Genomic DNA, 17640 nt, shown 5'->3' with positions numbered 1-17640 from the left:
CTCGATAGAATATGACTGAGCGTAAGGTGTAGTTAATTCGATATGCTGTCGCTGTGCGGGCTGATTGGTTCGATATTGTGGTGAGTTTTTGTAAATGTATTCAGCCACAGCTAGGTCCTGCGTAGGTCTTAGTTGGAAGATGTTTTAATGATGAGCGTGCTGAACATGAAAAAGCCAGAGTATGTCCCGCCAATGGCGTTTCATACTCTGTGTAAGTTAAGCAAATTTGAAAGGGTGGTGCGTAAGTGAGGGTGTCGCCAATCGCGCTGACGACACCAAATACTAATTAAAACGGCAGAGGAATGCCGCCTACGGGGAGTCCTTGCGTGTCTAGAATCGCCAATACTACTGGGGCGTACAGTTTGAGTGGCTCGGGGCCAACTACTGGAATGGCAATGGGTAGTCGGAAACTTGCTAGTCCTGTTACGCCAGAAATAAGACCTTCAGGAGTCAGGAAGGCGGCAATATCACCACCGAGCAGTGGTATTCCAGCAGGGCCACCACCGATGATGCCATCTAGTATGTCAAGGCCAAGAACGCTCAATGTTTGAAGACCGCTGTCTAAAAGGCCGGTTGTAAGATCTGGTAGTTCAATACCGCCGGCCCCTGTTAAGCCATTTAGAAGAACAGTGACTTGCCCTAAGCTAGTTAACCCGTCTGTTAGGCCGGTTAAGCCACCTAAGCCGCCGCTTGCACCAGAAAGGCCTCCAAGTCCACCGCCTAAACTGGTTAGGCCACCCAAACCACCACCTAGGCTAGTTAGACTGCCAAGACCGCCGGCTGAACCAAGGAGTCCAGTTAGGCCGTCGATAGGTAGGGCGATACCTGATACTTGTGCGGATGCTGTGAATGGCGCAGTAGCTAAGGCTGTTGCACAGGCCATTCCAAGCAGCGTACTTTTTAATTTTGTTGACGTCATATTGAGCCTCGTTATTTGAATTTGACGATTTGCTAAATCTCACGACTAATTAAAATCGTTATTAATGTTTATGTCAATTTAAAAGACGTAACTACGTCACAGTTTCAGCCTGCCGTAATAAAACACATTAATGCATGTGTTGCGTGGTCTGCGACATAGTTTTGCGGCAGGGCCCCTTGCGGGGGCTGCAGCGCACCCAAAACCTATTATTTCAATGGGAAACGGATGCCAATGTTAAACTGAATTTCCTTAAGATTTCCCGGCGCGTNGATGTCTTCTTCGAAGTCGTTTTCGCGTTCTAGAAAACGGTCAGCTACGTGGTAAACCGCTTCTGCACGGATACCTATAGGGGTGTCGCCAATTTCTAAGGGGAATACGTAGCCTATGCCTGCGCCATAATTAATAGTAATAAAATCATCGTCACTATCTTCAAATGAATCGACACTTTGAGCAAGTGGGTATTCTACGTAGCGAGTTACCCCGCTTGCTAACTTGATGTAGAAGTTGTTTTCAAAGGGATAAATTAGCGTATTAAACAGCAAGCTTTGCTTTTGAACATCTTCGTCCTTTGCGTAGCTACCGCCAAATTCAAAGCCATACCAGCCTTTGCGTCTAAAGCCCGCTAAAACGGCGAAGCCTTGTCCTTTGTCTAATGCGGGGTCACGTACCGGATCAGTGTTATTACCGCCACTACCGAGTAGCCCGCCTAGGCCACCGCCGCCTTGGGTGGTGGTTGTGCCACGGGCATCATCGTCACTATTTTGCAGGCTGTACATCACGTCAACGTAGCTAGTGAAAGCCGACGTGCGTGTGGAGCCGGTACTGCTACCTGCTCCTGTTGAGCCGCCGCTGTCGCCGTATTGAGCCAATGCCGGTGTTGATGCTAGTAGCAAAAAGACGCTTGTTGGAGCGACAATATTCATTATCAAATTTTTCACAATGCTCACCTTTTGAACTTTTTGATTCACTTCGTTTTTTATATGTAGTTGCATGGTTAGGCCTTAAAATTCGTAATCTAGTTTTAGGCCAATTGTGCGGCGTGTGCCGAGTGAGGCCAATGCACCAAAATCGAGTTTAAGCATGCCTGCCGTGTAAAATTCGTCCATCAAGTTTTGACCCGAGAGCGTAATGCGTAAGTTTGATTCTTCTAATAGGTAGCTCAAATGAGCGCCCCAAAGATCGTACTTTGGTTGGGAGTAGCGTGGGTCGTTCGTTGCTGCATAGAAGAAGCCGTCGTTGTAATAATAGCTAACGGTTGCTTCTAGCGGACCACCTGGGATTAACCATGTATTTGCTATAGACGCCGAACCGGTGAACTCAGGCGAACGGGTAACGTTGTTACCAGTGAAGTCATTGTTCTATGTGAAAATGCCGGTTACAGGGTCATGACCCGCACCGTCTACATAATCAGTGTAGGTGGCGTCGAGGAAGGTGCCGTTGATGGTACCCACTAAGTTGCCAAAGATACTCGGAAAAATATCGGCTTTAATGTCGAATTCCCAGCCCACAGACTCAGAGCTACCCGCTGTATCAAGTGACAGCGCGCCACCGTTAGTAAGCGAGATTGACTGTGTTTGTAGGTTTTCAATTTCATAGCGGAAAGCGGCTAAGTTTAATTGAACTGTATCGTCGAATAGGGTGGTTTTTAAGCCGATCTCATAGGCAGTTGTTTCTTCTGCCTCCACGTAAGCAGGTGCTAAGTAGAAAGCGAATGCATTATACGAGTGCGCTTTAACCGCTTCTTGGAAAGAAATGTAGAACAGTGTGCCGTCGTCGAGGGGGGTGAAGTCCAAGGAGATTTTTGGTGTAAAGCCTTTGGTCACGTCGCTTAGTGGGTGAGGATTGTTGTTCTCGTCACGGGCTTCGGTCCATTTCACCAAAGGAATCTGGGTGCCATTAAGTAGGCGAACAGAGGTTTCTGATTGGGCTACGCCACGCTCTTCATTCTGGTAGCGGCCGCCTAATGTTAATGACATCCATTCTGTAATGTTGGCAGTGGCCTGTAAGAATACTGACCAAGACTCAGTTTCTACCAAGCCGATATTAGATAGTGCGTAAACTGGGGTTTTTACCCCGCCTAACAATGGTTCGGTAATTGACGAAAGTAAGTCCTCGATTGCCGGTGGGAGTGTGAGTCCAATTGAGGATAAGTTGGTTGGATCTAGTCCGCCCACTGTTAATTCTACTGGGTCAAAACCTTGCTCATTTTTAAAGTAGAACGCGCCACCAGTTAGTGTTAGCCAGTCCGAGAATGGCGTGCCTTCGTTAGATAGAAACTGTATTTCTGCTTCATCGATATCGGCTTCGTGTCTATGTACGACGAAAGACGCGCCAGGTACTGAGGTGCCATCGTAATCATAGTTGTAGGGATTGCTGTGTGCCTGATGGCTAAGCAATAGTTTCATGTCAAAGCTGTCAAAAAACCAGTCGGTTTGGCTAGAGATGACGAATGACTGAAGATGGCCAAAAATAGGAAGATCTGGATCTACTTTGTAATTGTTGCCATCTACGCCATCAATACCTACCGCAGTACCGAGTGGGGTCGGGTTGATATTTGCTGCAAGTGTTGACGTGCCATCACGCTTCGCGCCCTGTAGGGTTAGGCGGGTATCAACTCGGTCAGATATCTGCCAACGGAGCATCACTCGTCCGCCAAATAATTTATCAGCCGGGACAGGTTTGCCATTTATGGTGCTGTCATCGGTATAGATTTTGTCGTCTTGCTGGAATGTAGATGCAAAGTTCATGGCAAAATTGTCGGTTAACGGTACGTTAACAAACATGCCAAATTCGTAAATATCACGATTTTCTGCTTGGCTTGCGGAAACAGAAATTTCCGTCCAAGTGTCTTCAAAATCAGGTTTTTTAAGTATGACGTTAATTGCGCCGCCGACAGCGTTGCGGCCAAATAGCGTGCCCTGTGGCCCTTTTAGTACTTCTACGCGCTCAACGCCTTTCAAATTTTGGGCAACAGATGGGGAGAATGGGTAGTAAACACCGTCTACGTAGGTGGCAACACTGGGGTCTGATGATAACCATGCTTCAGAGCCGATGCCGCGCATAAATACGCTGGTAAAGTCACCTGCCTGCGTACCCATATCTAGGCCGGGGGTGATTTTCATTAGGTCAGTGGTGTTTTGTACACCAAATGCCGCTAACTGCCCAGGACTAAAAGCCTGGATAGAAATTGGAACGTCGTTGGCATTTTCTTCACGCTTTTGTGCGGTAACCACAACTTCTTCAAGAGCGCGCGAATACTTTTTCGGTTTTTCTTTGGCGGCTTCTTCTACTTGTGCATTGGCGGGAAGCGCAAGTATGAGTGATTGAGCTGCAATAGCAAGTACAATCGGCTTAAAACGAAACGTTGTCATTATGAAACACCCATTTAGATTGTTAGCGTAAAACGCTAGTTCGTTACTTTATTTTTAGGCAAGGAACGGTAATCTCTTTAGCAAGACTACCGTCGCAATGCTGTTATTTTTTTAACCAGAACTGATTAGGAGGCGGAAACGCGCCAAGCTGAATTGCTACGCCACGGAAGTTCCAGTAAGTGAATTCACGGACGATCTTTCTATTCTTATAGCAATGAAAGGTGATACCACGAGTATGAGTGGTTTTACCTTTTGCAGGAAGTCCAAGGAAGTCCATATTGTGCGTGGCCTTCCAAACCCAGTTCATAACAGCCCATTCATCATAGTCGTGATCGGCGCCGGTAATGGCATCAGATGACCACAGCGCCCATTCTTCTTGGGTGTAGCCTTCAGGAATGTTTTGGCGCAACAGGGCGGTTCTATCGCCGGCTGGCCCGCCATCGTAGCGAATGATATCGAACTGATGGGTTCCTAGTGGCGAATCTGGACCGTTGTTATCAAATGGTAAGAAGGCGCGGTATAGCTCTTCTTTGTTTTGAATGGTTTGGAAGAAGGTAATGTCTTCAAAAACGAAGTCATCGGCGTAGTAATGAATGATTTCTTTGGAGCCGCCATTAAAGAATGTATCAATCCAGTCTTCACCGGTAGACATCCCCATGCGGCCTTTGTCGTCAAAGCCACCACCGTTTTTCTTTTTAGATTTTGGTTCGTTGAAAGCGATGGCTGGAGATACACCTGCCACTAGGAACGCTGCTCCAGCTTTTCTGATGAAGGCGCGACGGCTTTTTTCTTCAAGTTTATCAAGTTCTTCGGGACTATCTAATAGGTAACCTAGGTGCATCTTTTTACCCTCACCTTATTTTGTGTTTTATGAGTGGTCAAGCCACGCTATTGAGTGGCGGTCAAAATAATTCTACGCATATTGATAGGATTGTCAACAGGGATATTGATAATGTTGTCAGTATGATTGTGTGGATACCTTATAGCGGTAGGTGTAGCTGGGTTTGTCACGTAATAGCTAGCTGAGCCTATTTATAGGCTTTAGTTTTCGCGTAACAGCTTCTGTTATCTACGTATTTGATTTACATCTGAACTCTGGTTATCGGAGTGGTGTATGGTTGGTTGCCACAACAATTATTGTACTTTCTATGGGGCTACTAAATTTATTATTGATAGTTATATTAATACCTAATATATTAAATTGTATACACTTTTTTGATTGGGCTCAGATTTTGCTGGCCGGTAGGTATTTGTTGTGAATTTAATCTGCTATCAGCTCCGTTGTGAACTCAATAATACTAGCGGTGTTTGATGCCGCAGTTTGGATAGAAAATATGACGTACCCACAAAATGATAAGCTTATTCCTGCAGAAGACTATGAGCTATATATGCCTTTGTTAGAGGCTATGCAGCTTGATTTGGAAGAAACCTTGGTGGAAAAACCTGATGCGGTGTTTTATCCCGGCCGATCAATAGTTGTAAACCGTTTTCTTGGAACCTTGAAATCACTACTCGGGGGTGGTGGCGAAAGTCTGGCAATGCTGGATGAGCGGGGTGTAATCTCGGCGGAGTCTGTTTCCAAGACCATTAATAGCTATCAGTCAGCTTTCTTGAAAATGGCCCCTAAAAATTAAATTGAGGTTTATGGCGCTTATTTTGTGCAATTCTATGTATGGGATACATATGGCTGAGTTTCGAGAGGTATTCATAGTCTAAATGGCGTTATCTCTGATTGTTTTGGTCCGTGGTTGGTCACGAATTTAAGAAAGTGTGAACTACGGCACGTTTTTGTGTAGGTATAAACCCGTACCATCGCAGCTCAGGATAAGCGTCAGTCATATATTTTATGTTGAGCGCAGAACGATAAATACAATCTGGAAGAGCGCATTAATTATGAAAAATTCTCTGTTTAGAAAAACCTTGATGGCAAGCTTATTAGCGACTGCTGGCGCCGCGCATGCAGGTCCATTAGCGGTTGTTATAACTCCCCTCGCTGGTGCTGTTGGCGGAACACCTTTAGATGTACTTGTGGTGCAATTGATTCAAGTTGATAACCAACTTGGCGCTGCATCTGGTGGTGGTCTGCCAGGTTTAGATTCACTGCCAATTCCTGGCTTGGATGCTCTGCCTGGCTTAGATGCATTGCCAATTCCTGGCGCTGGTGGTGGTTCAGGTGGCGTGCCTTCACTACCCATTCCTGGTCTGGATGCATTAGCAGGTGGCGGTCTTCCTGGCTTGGATTCATTGCCAATCCCTGGTTTAGATGCACTTCCTATCCCTGGCCTTGGCGGCGGTGGTGGAGCCGGTGGTTTGCCGTTTGACGTGAGCCCTTTGTTCCAGCTTACTTTTACCTTGGATACTGCTCTTAATGACGTAGCCGGTAATGACGGTGTAACTGATAAAGTGACTGACCTTGTTGATGCCTTGCCTAGCGCAGATCCAGACTTGATTCAGGCTGGTGCGTTCTTGATTGGCGATCAGCTTCAGCTAACTGTTGACCATTTGACCTCTAATTTGATGGCATTGGGCGGTGGTGGAGCGGTTCCTGGATTGGATGCGCTGCCAGGTTTAGATATTCTTTCTATGCTTGGTCTGCCAATTCCTGGCGCTGGCGGTGGAGCAGGTGGTGGTTTACCTGGCTTGGATTCACTTCCAATTCCTGGTTTAGATGCACTTCCAGGCTTAGATGCATTGCCTCTTCCTATCTAAGTGATGTTGTGGGTTTATCCCACGGATAACATAACTTGGATATAAAAGAGCCAGACCGGCGACGGTCTGGCTCTTTTTGGTTTATGGACTTATAAGTTCGTATGTCGATGCCCTAAAGGTGTTCTTAAATAAATGGAGCGATTGCGTTGGCCCTGTGATGAGCGCTATTTTAAGTTGGCAGGGTGAGCGATATTCGGCAGAATCCTCTCACAGTGTTGGTGGCAGCTGGTGGCGCGGCTGATTGACTGGAATTGTCGCCCTTATGATTGCGGTGCCTAGTTCTTGCTTTATTTTGTGATATACGAATACTAGATTAAGCGCATTTTCTTTGATCCTATCATCCGCTAGCGTGTAGAGTGTTAGTAGCTTCTAAATTTTCGCATTTATATATTTTAAGGATTGCTGTACGTAAACTGCTGAGGGGACGCTTTTGTAGGCAGCTTCGTCTTGCTAGGTACAGGTGTGCAAGGGCAAAGCCTGAATTATCTTCGAGATATGATGAGTTTTCCTAAAAGCGTGTGGTTGGCAATATNGTCGTCGCACAAAGCTGTCTTATCGAATTGATCCTTGTAAAAATACGGAGTGATTTATGAACGATGCGCTGAGAATTTTACAGCGAGCTGCGCCGGTTATGCCGGTTGCTCATTTTAACTCCCTTGAGCATGCGCAGGCTTGCGCCGAGCTATTTGCCGAAGCGAAAGTGCCTACTGTAGAAGTGACGCTCCGTCACTCACAAGCATGGCAGATGGTAAAAATATTTAAAGATTGTATGCCGTTTGCGAAGATCGGTGTGGGCACCGTGATTAATCGTCGTCAAATGCTGCGGGCGGCAGATGAGGCCGACTTTGTTATCAGTCCAGGTTTTTCTGCAGAACTATCCATCTTGGCGAGAAAAACCTTAACGCCCTACATTCCGGGAATCGCAACCGCCAGTGAATTAATGGCGGCGATGAACGAGGAGCATCGAGTATTCAAGTGTTTTCCCGCCGCGGCTATTGGTGGCGTTGCCTTATTGAAATCACTGTCGGCGCCATTCCCCGACGTAACGTTTTGTCCGACTGGTGGTATTTCTCAAGCAAATTACCATGATTATCTGGCCTTAGATTCTGTTGCCTGTGTTGGCGGTAGTTGGATTGTACCTAGTGAAGTCGCACTTAAAAAAGACCGCGAGAGCTTTCTGGCGATGCTTAAAGGCCTGTATTCTTCTTAGGATATTAGAGTAAGAATGTTGCCGCACCTTCTTCTGCGGTGCTGACATTGGCACGTAGGCCGGCAAATAAATCGCGACCATAATTGTCGCTCGCAAATGTTGGTTGATAGAGTGCCGCCTCCCGCTTTTGTAATTCATCTTCTGATATCAATACATCTAATAATTTATTTTCGGTATCTAATATCAGCATATCGCCATTTTGAATTTTCGCTATGGGGCCGCCGCTGTATGCTTCGGGGCACAGATGTATTGCCGCCGGAATTTTGCCCGAGGCACCCGACATGCGCCCGTCAGTGACGAGGGCGACCTTAAAACCGCGCTCCTGCAAAATCCCTAAATAGGGAGTGAGTTTGTGCAACTCCGGCATGCCGTTTGCTCTAGGACCTTGAAAGCGCACCACGGCGATAAAATCGCGGTCTAACTTTCCTGCATCGAAAGCATCCTTCAGGGCTTCTTGAGTATCAAATATCACGGCGGGTGCTTTCACATAGCGGTGTTCTGCTTTTACCGCAGATACTTTAATAATACTGCGCCCCAGTTTGCCTGTGAGAAGCTCCATGCCGCCGTGGGGGGTGAAGGGCTCAGTGCTAGGTCGTAAGACGGTATCATCGGCGCTAATAGGTGGGCTTTGCTGCCAATGCAATTTGCCGCCGGCAAGGCTGGGGGCTTGGCTATAATGTTGTAAACCTTTGCCCCACACGGTATTCACATCAGCGTGAAGTAAGCCTGCGGCGAGTAGCTCTGCGATAATAAAACCTGTGCCACCCGCCGCATGAAAGTGATTCACGTCTGCTTTGCCATTTGGGTAAATGCGGCAAAGCAGGGGTGTGGCTTCAGACAGTTCTGCAAAGTCCTGCCAGTCAATAATGATCCCCGCTGCGCGGGCAATCGCAATCCAATGAATGCTGTGATTGGTGGAGCCGCCGGTCGCAAGCAAGGTAACAATAGCATTAACTAAACTGCGTTCATCTACTACATCACATAGCGGCGTGTAATTTGGTGTGAGGGCGGTAATCTTGCAAACCTGTTGTGCGGCGGCTCGGGTGAGCTGTTCACGCAGAGCGCCATTGGGTGGAACAAAGGCGGTACCAGGTACGTGCAAGCCCATCGCCTCCATCAGCATCTGATTACTGTTGGCGGTACCATAAAAGGTACAGGTTCCCTCGCCGTGGTAGGCGCTGGCTTCGGCGTCTAAAAGTGCCTCGCGGCCAACCTTGCCCTCCGCATAGAGCTGGCGAATGCGGGCTTTTTCGTCGTTACTGAGTCCAGTAGACATTGGGCCGGCGGGTACCATTATCATTGGCAGGTGACCAAAGCTCAGCGCGCCAATTAACAGGCCAGGGACGATTTTGTCGCACACACCTAAGCATAAAACCGCATCGAACATATTATGGCTGAGGGCGATAGCGGTGCTCATGGCGATAGTGTCACGGCTAAATAAACTTAACTCCATACCCTCTGCGCCTTGGGTGACACCGTCGCACATCGCCGGTGTGCCGCCGGCAAATTGCGCGGTGCAGCCAAGCTCAGAAACGGCTTCGCGGATAAGGTCGGGGAAATACTCCAGTGGTTTATGGGCCGACAGCATGTCGTTATAGGCGCTGACAATTGCAATATTTGCGGCTTCTTCTAAGCGAATGCGGTTTTTATCTTCGCCACTGCAAGCGGCGAAACCGTGGGCTAAATTACTGCAGGAAAGCTGCCCGCGCTGGGTACCTTTGCGGCGCATGCTTTGGCATTTTTCTAAATAGGCAGCGCGGCTGGCAATACTTCGCGCGCGAATTCGCTCGGTAACACTGGCGATTACGGGGTGGAGGACGGTTTTAGATGCTGTACTCATTACGGTGCCCAGTAAATATCGACTGGCACTTGCTGTTGATGCAAGACCATAGAAATTGGATAGTCGGCGTTCTGGCTCAAGGCCTTTTCTAGTACCTCGCGCTTGGCGCGACCAGTAATGTGAATCACAATTTTTTCGCTATTGAAAACAGCATTTGGCGATAGCGTAATCCGAGGGTAGGGTGCGCTGCTCGGTTGTACCGCAAAGCAGTGCTGGGTGTGGGCGGCGCATAAGGATTGATACTCCGGTGCATCATGAAACCAAGATGCGGTGTGCCCATCTTCACCCATGCCCAGGTGAACTAGGCTCAGGGGCCAAGCTAGCGCGTCGAGCTCAGTTTCTAGTGGATGCTGTCCATTTTCGGCTGAATCAGCGTTGTTTTTGAGTGGTAAATATTGGCTGGTACTTGCTGCACCCTTGAGTAAGGTTTTTCGTAGCATGGCCTCATTGCTGCTGGCGTGATTGTTGGCTACCCAACGCTCATCTACCAATAAAGTTTGTACTAGGGGCCAGTTAAGCGGTGCTTGGCCAAGAAGGCTTAGCATGTTTTGAGGGGTTGATCCGCCCGAAACCGCCAAACTTGCGCTACCGTGATTATGCAGGGCGGTAGTTAATATCTTGGCGATGTCTTTGCTCAGTAGCTGATCTAGCTCGTCGCGATTGGGTAGCAATATTAATGTGGGCTTGTTATTCATGCCAGCTCCTGCCGTGCTTCTCTGGTAAGGCCAGTGATGAATTTGGCCCCATTGTACCGGCGGCGTAGGATTTGGTTTTAATGCCTGCGGCCTGCCATGCGTCGATAATACTGTCGACCCAAGCCCAGCAGGCCTCAACTTCATCGCGGCGCATAAATAAGGTTTGATCGCCCTCTAGCACGTCTAGCAATAAGCGTTCATAGGCTTCGTGAGCTTGTAATTGATTATGTAAGTCGGCGTCGAGCTTTAACTCAACTTGCTCCAATTTCATCTGCCTTCCGAGGCCCGGCTTTTTATTCACCTTGTATAGAGTGATGTTTTCTTCCGGCTGTAGGCGAATCACTAATTTATTGGGAAGGTCGTTGGGATCGCCCTCAAATAAACTGAAGGGATGTTTTTTTAACTCAACGATAATTTCAGAGTAGCGTCGAGCCAAGCGTTTGCCGGTGCGTAGATAAAATGGTGTGCCTTCCCAGCGCCAGTTGTGCACATCAGCTTGCAGAGCGACAAATGTCTCGGTGTTATTGCTGTCTTCAAAGCCAGTTTCATCTAAAAATGCCGAGACCGGCGCGGCGTTTACGGCGCCGGCGGTGTATTGGCCGCGCACGGTTTTTGATTTTACATTGTCGGCGGTGATGGGACGTAGGGCTTGTAGTACCTTCACTTTTTCATCGCGGATAGTGTCAGCGCGTAAGTTGGCGGGGGGCTCCATCGCGACCAAGCACAGTAATTGCAGAATATGATTTTGCACCATGTCACGAAGGGCGCCGGTTTTGGCGTAGAAATCACCACGACCTTCCACACCAATTTCTTCTGCTACGGTAATTTGAATATTGTCGATATATTGGCTATTCCACAGCGGACCAAATAGTGCGTTGCCAAATCGCAGAACCAATAAATTTTGAACGGTCTCTTTTCCTAGATAATGATCAATGCGGAAAATATTACGCTCAGGGAATACTTGCAGAACCTCGTGATTGATCTCGGTGCAGCTTGTTAAATCATGCCCTAAGGGTTTTTCGAGCACGACACGAGACTGTTCGGTTACCACGCCGATGCTATGAAGGTTTCTGCAAATGCTGGTATATAGCGTCGACGAGGTGGCCAAATAAAATACCGCGTGACTATTGGGGTGTTTATGAATGGTATCAGCCAGATTGTGATAATCCTTAAGGCTATTTACGTCTAAGCTAATATAGTGCAGCTTGGCAGAAAAGGTTTCCCAGTGCCGCTCGTCCCAAAAGTGGGCGGGGAGAAATTCGCGCATCTTTTCTTGTACGAGCAAGCGGTAATCGGCGTCGCTACTGTCGCCGCGACCTAAGGCAATAATGGCGCACACATCGTTCATTAGCCCTTCGCGCTGCAGCTTATACAGGGCTGGCTGCAGTTTTCGCAGCGCAAGGTCGCCTGTGCCACCAAAAATAACTAGCTGAGAAGATTTTGTGCTGGTCATCGCCATACTCGTGGTTGTGGATGGGACCGATGACAAAATTTCGAGCAAATACTGACGGGCTGGGGCAGTATTTACGGGAAACTTTGCCTTAGCTGTCTTTGAGCATAGTGGTTTTAGAAAATTTTTAATACCACTGTTACACATTTTTAAGCAGTATTTTGTGACCGTGACGTGCTATATAAAGACAGTCTGAACCACTGAGTTAGAGAAATAGAATGTCGATACGCAAAGCAGAGAGTCGTGATGCCTCACAAATAGCGCCTTTGATATTGTCTTCTGGACCGGTAGCGTTTGAGTATATTTTTAGTCGTAGTCATGGGCCGGAGGTTATCAATTTTCTGAATGCAGAATTTGCTAAAAATCGAACTATGTTTAGTCATCGCCATCATTTCGTTTATGACCTCGGCAGTGAAGTGATGGCAAGTATAGGTAGTTTCGACGCGGCTAGTCACGGTGCTACATTTCTAGGTAATGCCAAAGCGATTTTTAGACATTATGGTGTGCGAGGGATTTTAAAAGGCCTGATCTTTGAGTTGAGATTAGTAAAAGCACCACGTAAAGCATGCTTATATTTATGTCATATAGCGGTAAGGGCCGACAGTCGCGGTAAGGGAATTGCAGCACAAATGATTAATTTCATGATGAAAAAAGGACGGGAGGGTGGTTATCGCTATTTAAGTTTGGATGTAGCCGAAAAAAATACCAATGCGTTTCGTTTGTATCAGGAAATGGGGTTCAAGGTGATACAAAGAAATATGAGCTATAACAAAGTACTAGATAACCACCTTTATATGGAGTTAGATTTAAGACATATCGATTAAGCTTTACCCAGCGCCTGCTTCGCACCGGCATACTGTGGAGCGCCCTTGGCACTATAAAGTGGGGTGCCAGTCTGGGTGGTACCGAGAATTTCTAATGCCCGCTGTTTGTAACGTGATTGCACAGCAATGTCAGCACCAGCCTGATTATTTAGCATCTGGCAGCGAGACAAGATAGCGAGGGCATCCTGCCACAAATCATTTCGCTCGGCAGTATCGTCGGTAGGAAGCGCATCGGAAGTGTTTTGCATTAACTGCTTTCTGCGTGCAGCTAGTTGATCTAAGGTCTGTACTAAATCCATTTTTTGGATAGCCACGGCTTCAATTTGTTCGGCGGAATTTGCCTGCTTAAGGCTACTGGCCTCACGAAGCAAGAGCGATTCAAGTTCGCCTGCGTGCTTGTGAATGTGTCGAATTACATCGTTGAGTTCCGTCATCGTCATTACGCGCCTGTAAGTGATTCCATATGTATCATCGCTTCTACGACTTTTGTGGCGTCAATATTAAATTCGCCATTGCGAATTGCCGTTTTAATAGCGTCAACCTTCTGGCGGTCTATGCCGTCGCTACTATTAATTTGCCCGCGAGTACGCTCCATTAAAGGCGTTTCCGTCATAGGCGGTGCATTGTTGGCTGGCGCTGTATTGGCGCCGACGCCTTCTGATTTGCTGTCGCCAGCGCGCCCGCCATCTAATTTGCGGAGCTGACTCAGTGATGAGCCATCTAATCGGTCGACCATGTCAGAATCCTCGTATTTGCTATGTCTATGCCAATGCTATCGGCAGCCAGTGCTAAAACTTTAATTAAGCAGCACAATATTTTCTGATTCCACTACGCCTTCTAACTGCTTGCCGGAATTGAGATTTTTAACCAATATTCGTGAGCCCAGCGCACCATTCTGCAAGGCGATTCCCACCATGCTTACCGCAATCGGCCCCGTACTACTGTTTAGCTGCACGCGCTGGCCCTTGCTAATAATGCTACTGGCTTCAACCATGTTTGGTGTAAGCACAGCTCCTTGGGCAATGCTGCGACGGCTGCGATAGCCACCGCGATCACCCAAGGACCGCAAGTAACCATAGCCCAGCGCCGAGATGTCGCGCTGACTCCAACTAATATCCCGCTCGCTTATTTCGGTATTGGGAGCGATAGGATGGCGCGCCACCATCACCTTGGCAAACGCTTCCACAGTGACGGGTAAGTAAATTTTCCAAGGCTTACCACCAGAGCAGCGTACCCCGACGGTGGTGCGGCGCTTTATCTTTGCGCCAGCAGATAAAAATGCTTCGAGCTTGACCGGACATTGAGCAAGTTTAGTTCGGGGGTCTAAAGACTGCACAGTAATCTTAGTTTTCATTTGTTGCCAGGGGTGGCGGCTAGCGATATAGGCGCGAGCGGTTTCAGCTATCCGCGCATGATTTTCCATTCCCTCGGCCACAAGCGGCGGACTGACGACACTGAGCATCGAGGCAGCAAGTAAAAGTGCAAAGTGAATTCTTTGTTTTTTCATAATCGTATAAGACGTCAAAGTTTTGTCGTTTGCTTAGAGGTAGCAATGGCTATGCCAGTGTTGAGACGTTTCTTAACGGAAAATATAAGGGTTTATACGGAGGATAAGGCCTGCCGGAATTTTGCCGATTATGGAAAACTAGCGCCGTATTTTTGGCATCATCAAAGAAAGTGGTTTTTAAGTTATTGAAAATATTGAATTAAAATTTTTGGCACGAGCCTTGCCTTGCTCGTTAGTACACGGCGATGAAAGCCGATATGTGCCAAGGCCATTAAATACATCGGCGGCGGCCATAAAAACTTTAGAAAGAATGGGTTTAAAAATGTCTATTAACTTTGATAAAGCGCTAGGGATACACGAGCAAGCTTTACAAGTGCGTCACAAGCGCAACGAAGTGCTTGCTACAAATATAGCGAATGCCGATACGCCTGGCTACAAGGCGCAAGACATAGATTTTAAAGCTGTGTTGTCGCAGTCGGCCGCAGCTACTCAATCTACCCAGTTGGCGATGCGCACTACAAATAGTGGACATATGCAGGTAGCTACCGATGTCAGTGCGGATGCTTTGTCGATGGATCTTAAATATAGAGTGCCTACTCAGCCTTCGGAAGATGGTAACACCGTCGACACCCATGTGGAGCAGGCGGAGTTTGCCGACAATGCCATGCGCTATCAAGCCACGTTGTCATTCTTGGGGAGTCGCTTCAGTGGTATGAAATCAATCTTGCAGGGAGGTCGCTAAATTATGGCTAATCCATTGAGTGTCGCCGCATCGGCTATGAATGCGCAAATGCTTAGATTAAATACCGTCGCTAGCAATATGGCGAATGCTGACACCGTGAGTGGCACCGAAGAGGGCGCCTATCGTTCACGTCAACCGGTATTTGCAACCGTTATGGATCAACAGCGCGAAGTTATTGGCGTTGCTGTTACAAGTGTGGTCGAGAGTGATGCACCGGTTGCTAAGCGTTATGAACCCGGCCATCCACAAGCAGATGCTGAAGGTTATATTTACAGCTCTAACGTTAATACTATGGAAGAAATGGCCAATATGATGTCTGCGTCACGAGCGTATCAAAACAACGCCGAAGTTTTTTCAACCACTAAAACACTCATGCTGCGTGCATTGCAGCTCGGTCAGTAGTAGGACGTAAATTATGGAACTTCGCACCCTAGAAGACCTGCAGTTGCAGACCACCGCGAGTAAGGCAAAAAAAGATGCCTCGTCGTTAGATCAAAATGATTTTATGACGCTTATGCTCCAACAGCTTAAAAGCCAAGACCCGTTTAAGCCCACTGATAATACTGAGTTTATTAGCCAAATGGCGCAGCTAACATCGGTCAGCGGTATTAGTGAAATGAATGAAAATTTGGCAGGTTTAACCAAGTCTTTATATTCCGCGCAATTGCTAGATGCATCGTCATTGATTGGTAAAGATGTGTTGTTAGAAACTGATTTTGCCGCGTTGCCATCAAGTGGCAATGTGAAAGGTCAGGTGAATTTACCAACGAGTACTACGGCTTTAGATATCGAAATTCTTGCGCCCAGCGGCGAGGTCATTGGTAAGGTTCCGCTCGGCCCGCAGAGTGCGGGTGCAGTAAATTTTGAATGGAATGGTGTGGGCCTAGATGGCGAGCGTATACCGCCTGGGACATATCAGATTCGCGCAAATTATTTAAATGGAAATACCTTGGAAGCCGCGGCCACCGAAATACGTAGCGAAGTATTGAGCGTCAGTGTACCGGCAGCCGGAGGATCTCCGCAGATACAGGTGCAGGGATTAGGCACCGTTAGTATGTCAAAAATTATTGAAATTAGTTAAGCGGTAATAACGCCGTTTGACCTTAAATAGAAGTATGTAGACTAGGAGTAGGCCCTATGAGCTTTCGCATTGCACTGAGTGGATTAAACGCCGCATCGGCACATCTTGATGTAACCGCACACAATATTGCCAACGTAAATACGACAGGCTTTAAAGGGTCGCGCGCTGCATTCGCCGATGTTTATGCAACATCTAACAATGATGTTACTAAGACAACCCCTGGCGCGGGTGTTCGTTTGAACACCATCACCCAAGAATTCTCCCAGGGGAATATCGACTTTACTGACAACAATTTAGATTTGGCGATTTCTGGTGAAGGCTTTTTCACCATGAAAGGCTCCAGCGGTGTGACATATACGCGCGCAGGGGCATTTAGTGTCGATCGTGACGGCTACGTGGTGAATAACAGCCTTGATCGTTTACAGGTATTTCCTCCTAACGGTACTGGTGGGTTTTCTACCGGCTCATTAAGTGATTTGCAGTTGGAAGTGTCTGAGAATGCTCCCAAAGGTACGGCGAGTGGTGATATTGGTGTTAATTTGCCTGCGAATGCACCTGTGCCTTCTGCGACGCCCTTCGACCCTTCGGTGCCAACGAGCTATAACCATGCGACCTCAATGACTATATACGATTCATTGGGTGCTCAACATACCGCAACCATGTATTTTGTGAAGGACGCCGCGGCGAATAGCTGGAATCAGCAGCTGTATGTTGATAACAATGCGGTAGGTGGTCCTAACCCAATGGTGTTTAGTGACGCGGGTGAATTGCAAACCCCAGCTTCTGGTGTCATTACTTACCCATCATACGATCCCGGTACTGGCGCATCTAACCTAGACTTAAATTTTGATTATACGGCGACTACTCAATATGGGGCCGAGTTTGGGGTTAATAACTTACAACAAGATGGGTATACAACTGGGCGTTTAACGGGTATCGAAGTAGGTAATACCGGTATTGTATCTGCACGGTTTACCAACGGTCAGTCTAAAGAGCTGGGTAAAGTTGCTATGGCGAGCTTCTCAAACCCTAACGGTCTACAGCAACAGGGTGATACCTCTTGGGCAGAAACCTATGCCTCTGGTAGTCCCCGAGTCGGTGAAGCGGGCTCATCAGATTTTGGTTTACTCCAGTCTGGCGCATTGGAAAGCTCCAATGTTGATTTGACTTCTCAGCTAGTCGAAATGATTACGGCGCAGCGAAACTTCCAAGCGAACACGCAAATGATCTCCACGGCGGATGCGGTAACGCAAGCCATTATTAATATCCGATAGTCATACGACAAGCACAGA

18 protein-coding genes are annotated in these 17640 nt (G+C 47.6%); 8 read left to right on the top strand and 10 right to left on the bottom strand.

Features of this window, described 5'->3' with window-relative positions; genetic code table 11:
* Positions 1 to 286: 286 nt before the first annotated feature.
* From GVJ32_RS07275 to GVJ32_RS07255, 4 genes are all read right to left on the bottom strand, one after another.
* Entirely contained in the window at positions 287 to 919 is a 633-nt protein-coding gene (locus tag GVJ32_RS07275) for a hypothetical protein (RefSeq protein WP_159239401.1), read from the bottom strand.
* 1001 nt (positions 920 to 1920) lie between these two features.
* Positions 1921 to 2082, bottom strand: coding sequence for a hypothetical protein (locus tag GVJ32_RS18465; protein WP_353652897.1), 162 nt, complete (start codon positions 2080 to 2082; stop codon positions 1921 to 1923).
* 195 nt (positions 2083 to 2277) lie between these two features.
* Positions 2278 to 4290, bottom strand: coding sequence for a TonB-dependent receptor (locus GVJ32_RS07260; RefSeq protein ID WP_159239399.1), 2013 nt, complete (start codon positions 4288 to 4290; stop codon positions 2278 to 2280).
* A gap of 103 nt (positions 4291 to 4393) precedes the next feature.
* The gene (locus tag GVJ32_RS07255) at positions 4394 to 5131 is read right to left on the bottom strand and encodes a hypothetical protein (RefSeq protein WP_159239398.1); all 738 of its coding nucleotides are present in this window, start codon (positions 5129 to 5131) and stop codon (positions 4394 to 4396) included.
* Between the two features lie 493 nt (positions 5132 to 5624).
* On the opposite strand from GVJ32_RS07255, the gene GVJ32_RS07250 reads away from it, so the two are divergent.
* The 3 genes from GVJ32_RS07250 (at position 5625) to eda (ending at position 8209) form a co-directional block, all read left to right on the top strand.
* Complete coding sequence (locus tag GVJ32_RS07250) at positions 5625 to 5924, top strand: hypothetical protein (protein WP_159239397.1); 300 nt, start codon at positions 5625 to 5627, stop codon at positions 5922 to 5924.
* 259 nt (positions 5925 to 6183) lie between these two features.
* Entirely contained in the window at positions 6184 to 6999 is an 816-nt protein-coding gene (locus GVJ32_RS07245) for a hypothetical protein (RefSeq protein ID WP_159239396.1), read from the top strand.
* A gap of 589 nt (positions 7000 to 7588) precedes the next feature.
* Positions 7589 to 8209 (top strand): bifunctional 4-hydroxy-2-oxoglutarate aldolase/2-dehydro-3-deoxy-phosphogluconate aldolase, encoded by a 621-nt coding sequence (eda, locus tag GVJ32_RS07240; RefSeq protein WP_159239395.1) that lies wholly within the window; start codon positions 7589 to 7591, stop codon positions 8207 to 8209.
* A gap of 4 nt (positions 8210 to 8213) precedes the next feature.
* On the opposite strand, the gene edd is transcribed toward eda, so the two are convergent.
* From edd to zwf, 3 genes are read right to left on the bottom strand one after another with little or no spacing between them, the layout of a single operon-like run.
* Positions 8214 to 10049 carry a phosphogluconate dehydratase gene (gene edd / locus GVJ32_RS07235; RefSeq protein WP_159239394.1) on the bottom strand — a complete coding sequence of 612 codons (1836 nt, stop codon included), beginning with the start codon at positions 10047 to 10049 and terminating at the stop codon, positions 8214 to 8216.
* Positions 10049 to 10744, bottom strand: a complete 696-nt coding sequence (pgl, locus tag GVJ32_RS07230) for a 6-phosphogluconolactonase (protein WP_159239393.1) — start codon at positions 10742 to 10744, stop codon at positions 10049 to 10051. The genes edd and pgl overlap by 1 nt, the downstream gene beginning before the upstream one ends.
* Positions 10737 to 12197 (bottom strand): glucose-6-phosphate dehydrogenase, encoded by a 1461-nt coding sequence (gene zwf, locus GVJ32_RS07225; RefSeq protein WP_159239392.1) that lies wholly within the window; start codon positions 12195 to 12197, stop codon positions 10737 to 10739. The genes pgl and zwf overlap by 8 nt, the downstream gene beginning before the upstream one ends.
* Positions 12198 to 12412: 215 nt before the next feature.
* Here zwf and GVJ32_RS07220 point away from each other — a divergent pair, with 215 nt between their 5' ends.
* Positions 12413 to 13018, top strand: coding sequence for a GNAT family N-acetyltransferase (locus GVJ32_RS07220; protein ID WP_159239391.1), 606 nt, complete (start codon positions 12413 to 12415; stop codon positions 13016 to 13018).
* On the opposite strand, the gene GVJ32_RS07215 is transcribed toward GVJ32_RS07220, so the two are convergent.
* The 3 genes from GVJ32_RS07215 to flgA are packed head-to-tail and all read right to left on the bottom strand — an operon-like array spanning position 13015 to position 14525.
* Entirely contained in the window at positions 13015 to 13458 is a 444-nt protein-coding gene (locus tag GVJ32_RS07215; protein WP_159239390.1) for a flagella synthesis protein FlgN, read from the bottom strand. The genes GVJ32_RS07220 and GVJ32_RS07215 overlap by 4 nt on opposite strands.
* Positions 13458 to 13754, bottom strand: a complete 297-nt coding sequence (flgM, locus tag GVJ32_RS07210) for a flagellar biosynthesis anti-sigma factor FlgM (RefSeq protein ID WP_159239389.1) — start codon at positions 13752 to 13754, stop codon at positions 13458 to 13460. Before flgM ends, GVJ32_RS07215 begins: the two co-directional genes overlap by 1 nt.
* Before the next feature lie 60 nt (positions 13755 to 13814).
* Positions 13815 to 14525 (bottom strand): flagellar basal body P-ring formation chaperone FlgA, encoded by a 711-nt coding sequence (gene flgA / locus GVJ32_RS07205; RefSeq protein ID WP_159239388.1) that lies wholly within the window; start codon positions 14523 to 14525, stop codon positions 13815 to 13817.
* Between the two features lie 322 nt (positions 14526 to 14847).
* On the opposite strand from flgA, the gene flgB reads away from it, so the two are divergent.
* Genes flgB through flgE form a run of 4 tightly spaced genes read left to right on the top strand, consistent with a single transcriptional unit; the run spans position 14848 to position 17622 of the window.
* Positions 14848 to 15267 carry a flagellar basal body rod protein FlgB gene (gene flgB / locus GVJ32_RS07200; RefSeq protein WP_159239387.1) on the top strand — a complete coding sequence of 140 codons (420 nt, stop codon included), beginning with the start codon at positions 14848 to 14850 and terminating at the stop codon, positions 15265 to 15267.
* Between the two features lie 3 nt (positions 15268 to 15270).
* The gene (gene flgC, locus GVJ32_RS07195; protein WP_159239386.1) at positions 15271 to 15669 is read left to right on the top strand and encodes a flagellar basal body rod protein FlgC; all 399 of its coding nucleotides are present in this window, start codon (positions 15271 to 15273) and stop codon (positions 15667 to 15669) included.
* Between the two features lie 13 nt (positions 15670 to 15682).
* On the top strand, positions 15683 to 16348 hold the full coding sequence (locus tag GVJ32_RS07190) for a flagellar hook assembly protein FlgD (RefSeq protein WP_159239385.1): 666 nt from the start codon (positions 15683 to 15685) through the stop codon (positions 16346 to 16348).
* A gap of 56 nt (positions 16349 to 16404) precedes the next feature.
* The gene (flgE, locus tag GVJ32_RS07185; RefSeq protein WP_159239384.1) at positions 16405 to 17622 is read left to right on the top strand and encodes a flagellar hook protein FlgE; all 1218 of its coding nucleotides are present in this window, start codon (positions 16405 to 16407) and stop codon (positions 17620 to 17622) included.
* Positions 17623 to 17640: the final 18 nt, after the last annotated feature.

This window comes from Zhongshania aliphaticivorans, assembly GCF_902705855.1.
Classification (GTDB): domain Bacteria; phylum Pseudomonadota; class Gammaproteobacteria; order Pseudomonadales; family Spongiibacteraceae; genus Spongiibacter; species Spongiibacter aliphaticivorans_B.
The sequence above is the reverse complement of the archived record's forward strand: the minus strand, read 5'-3'. Positions and strand labels throughout refer to the sequence as shown.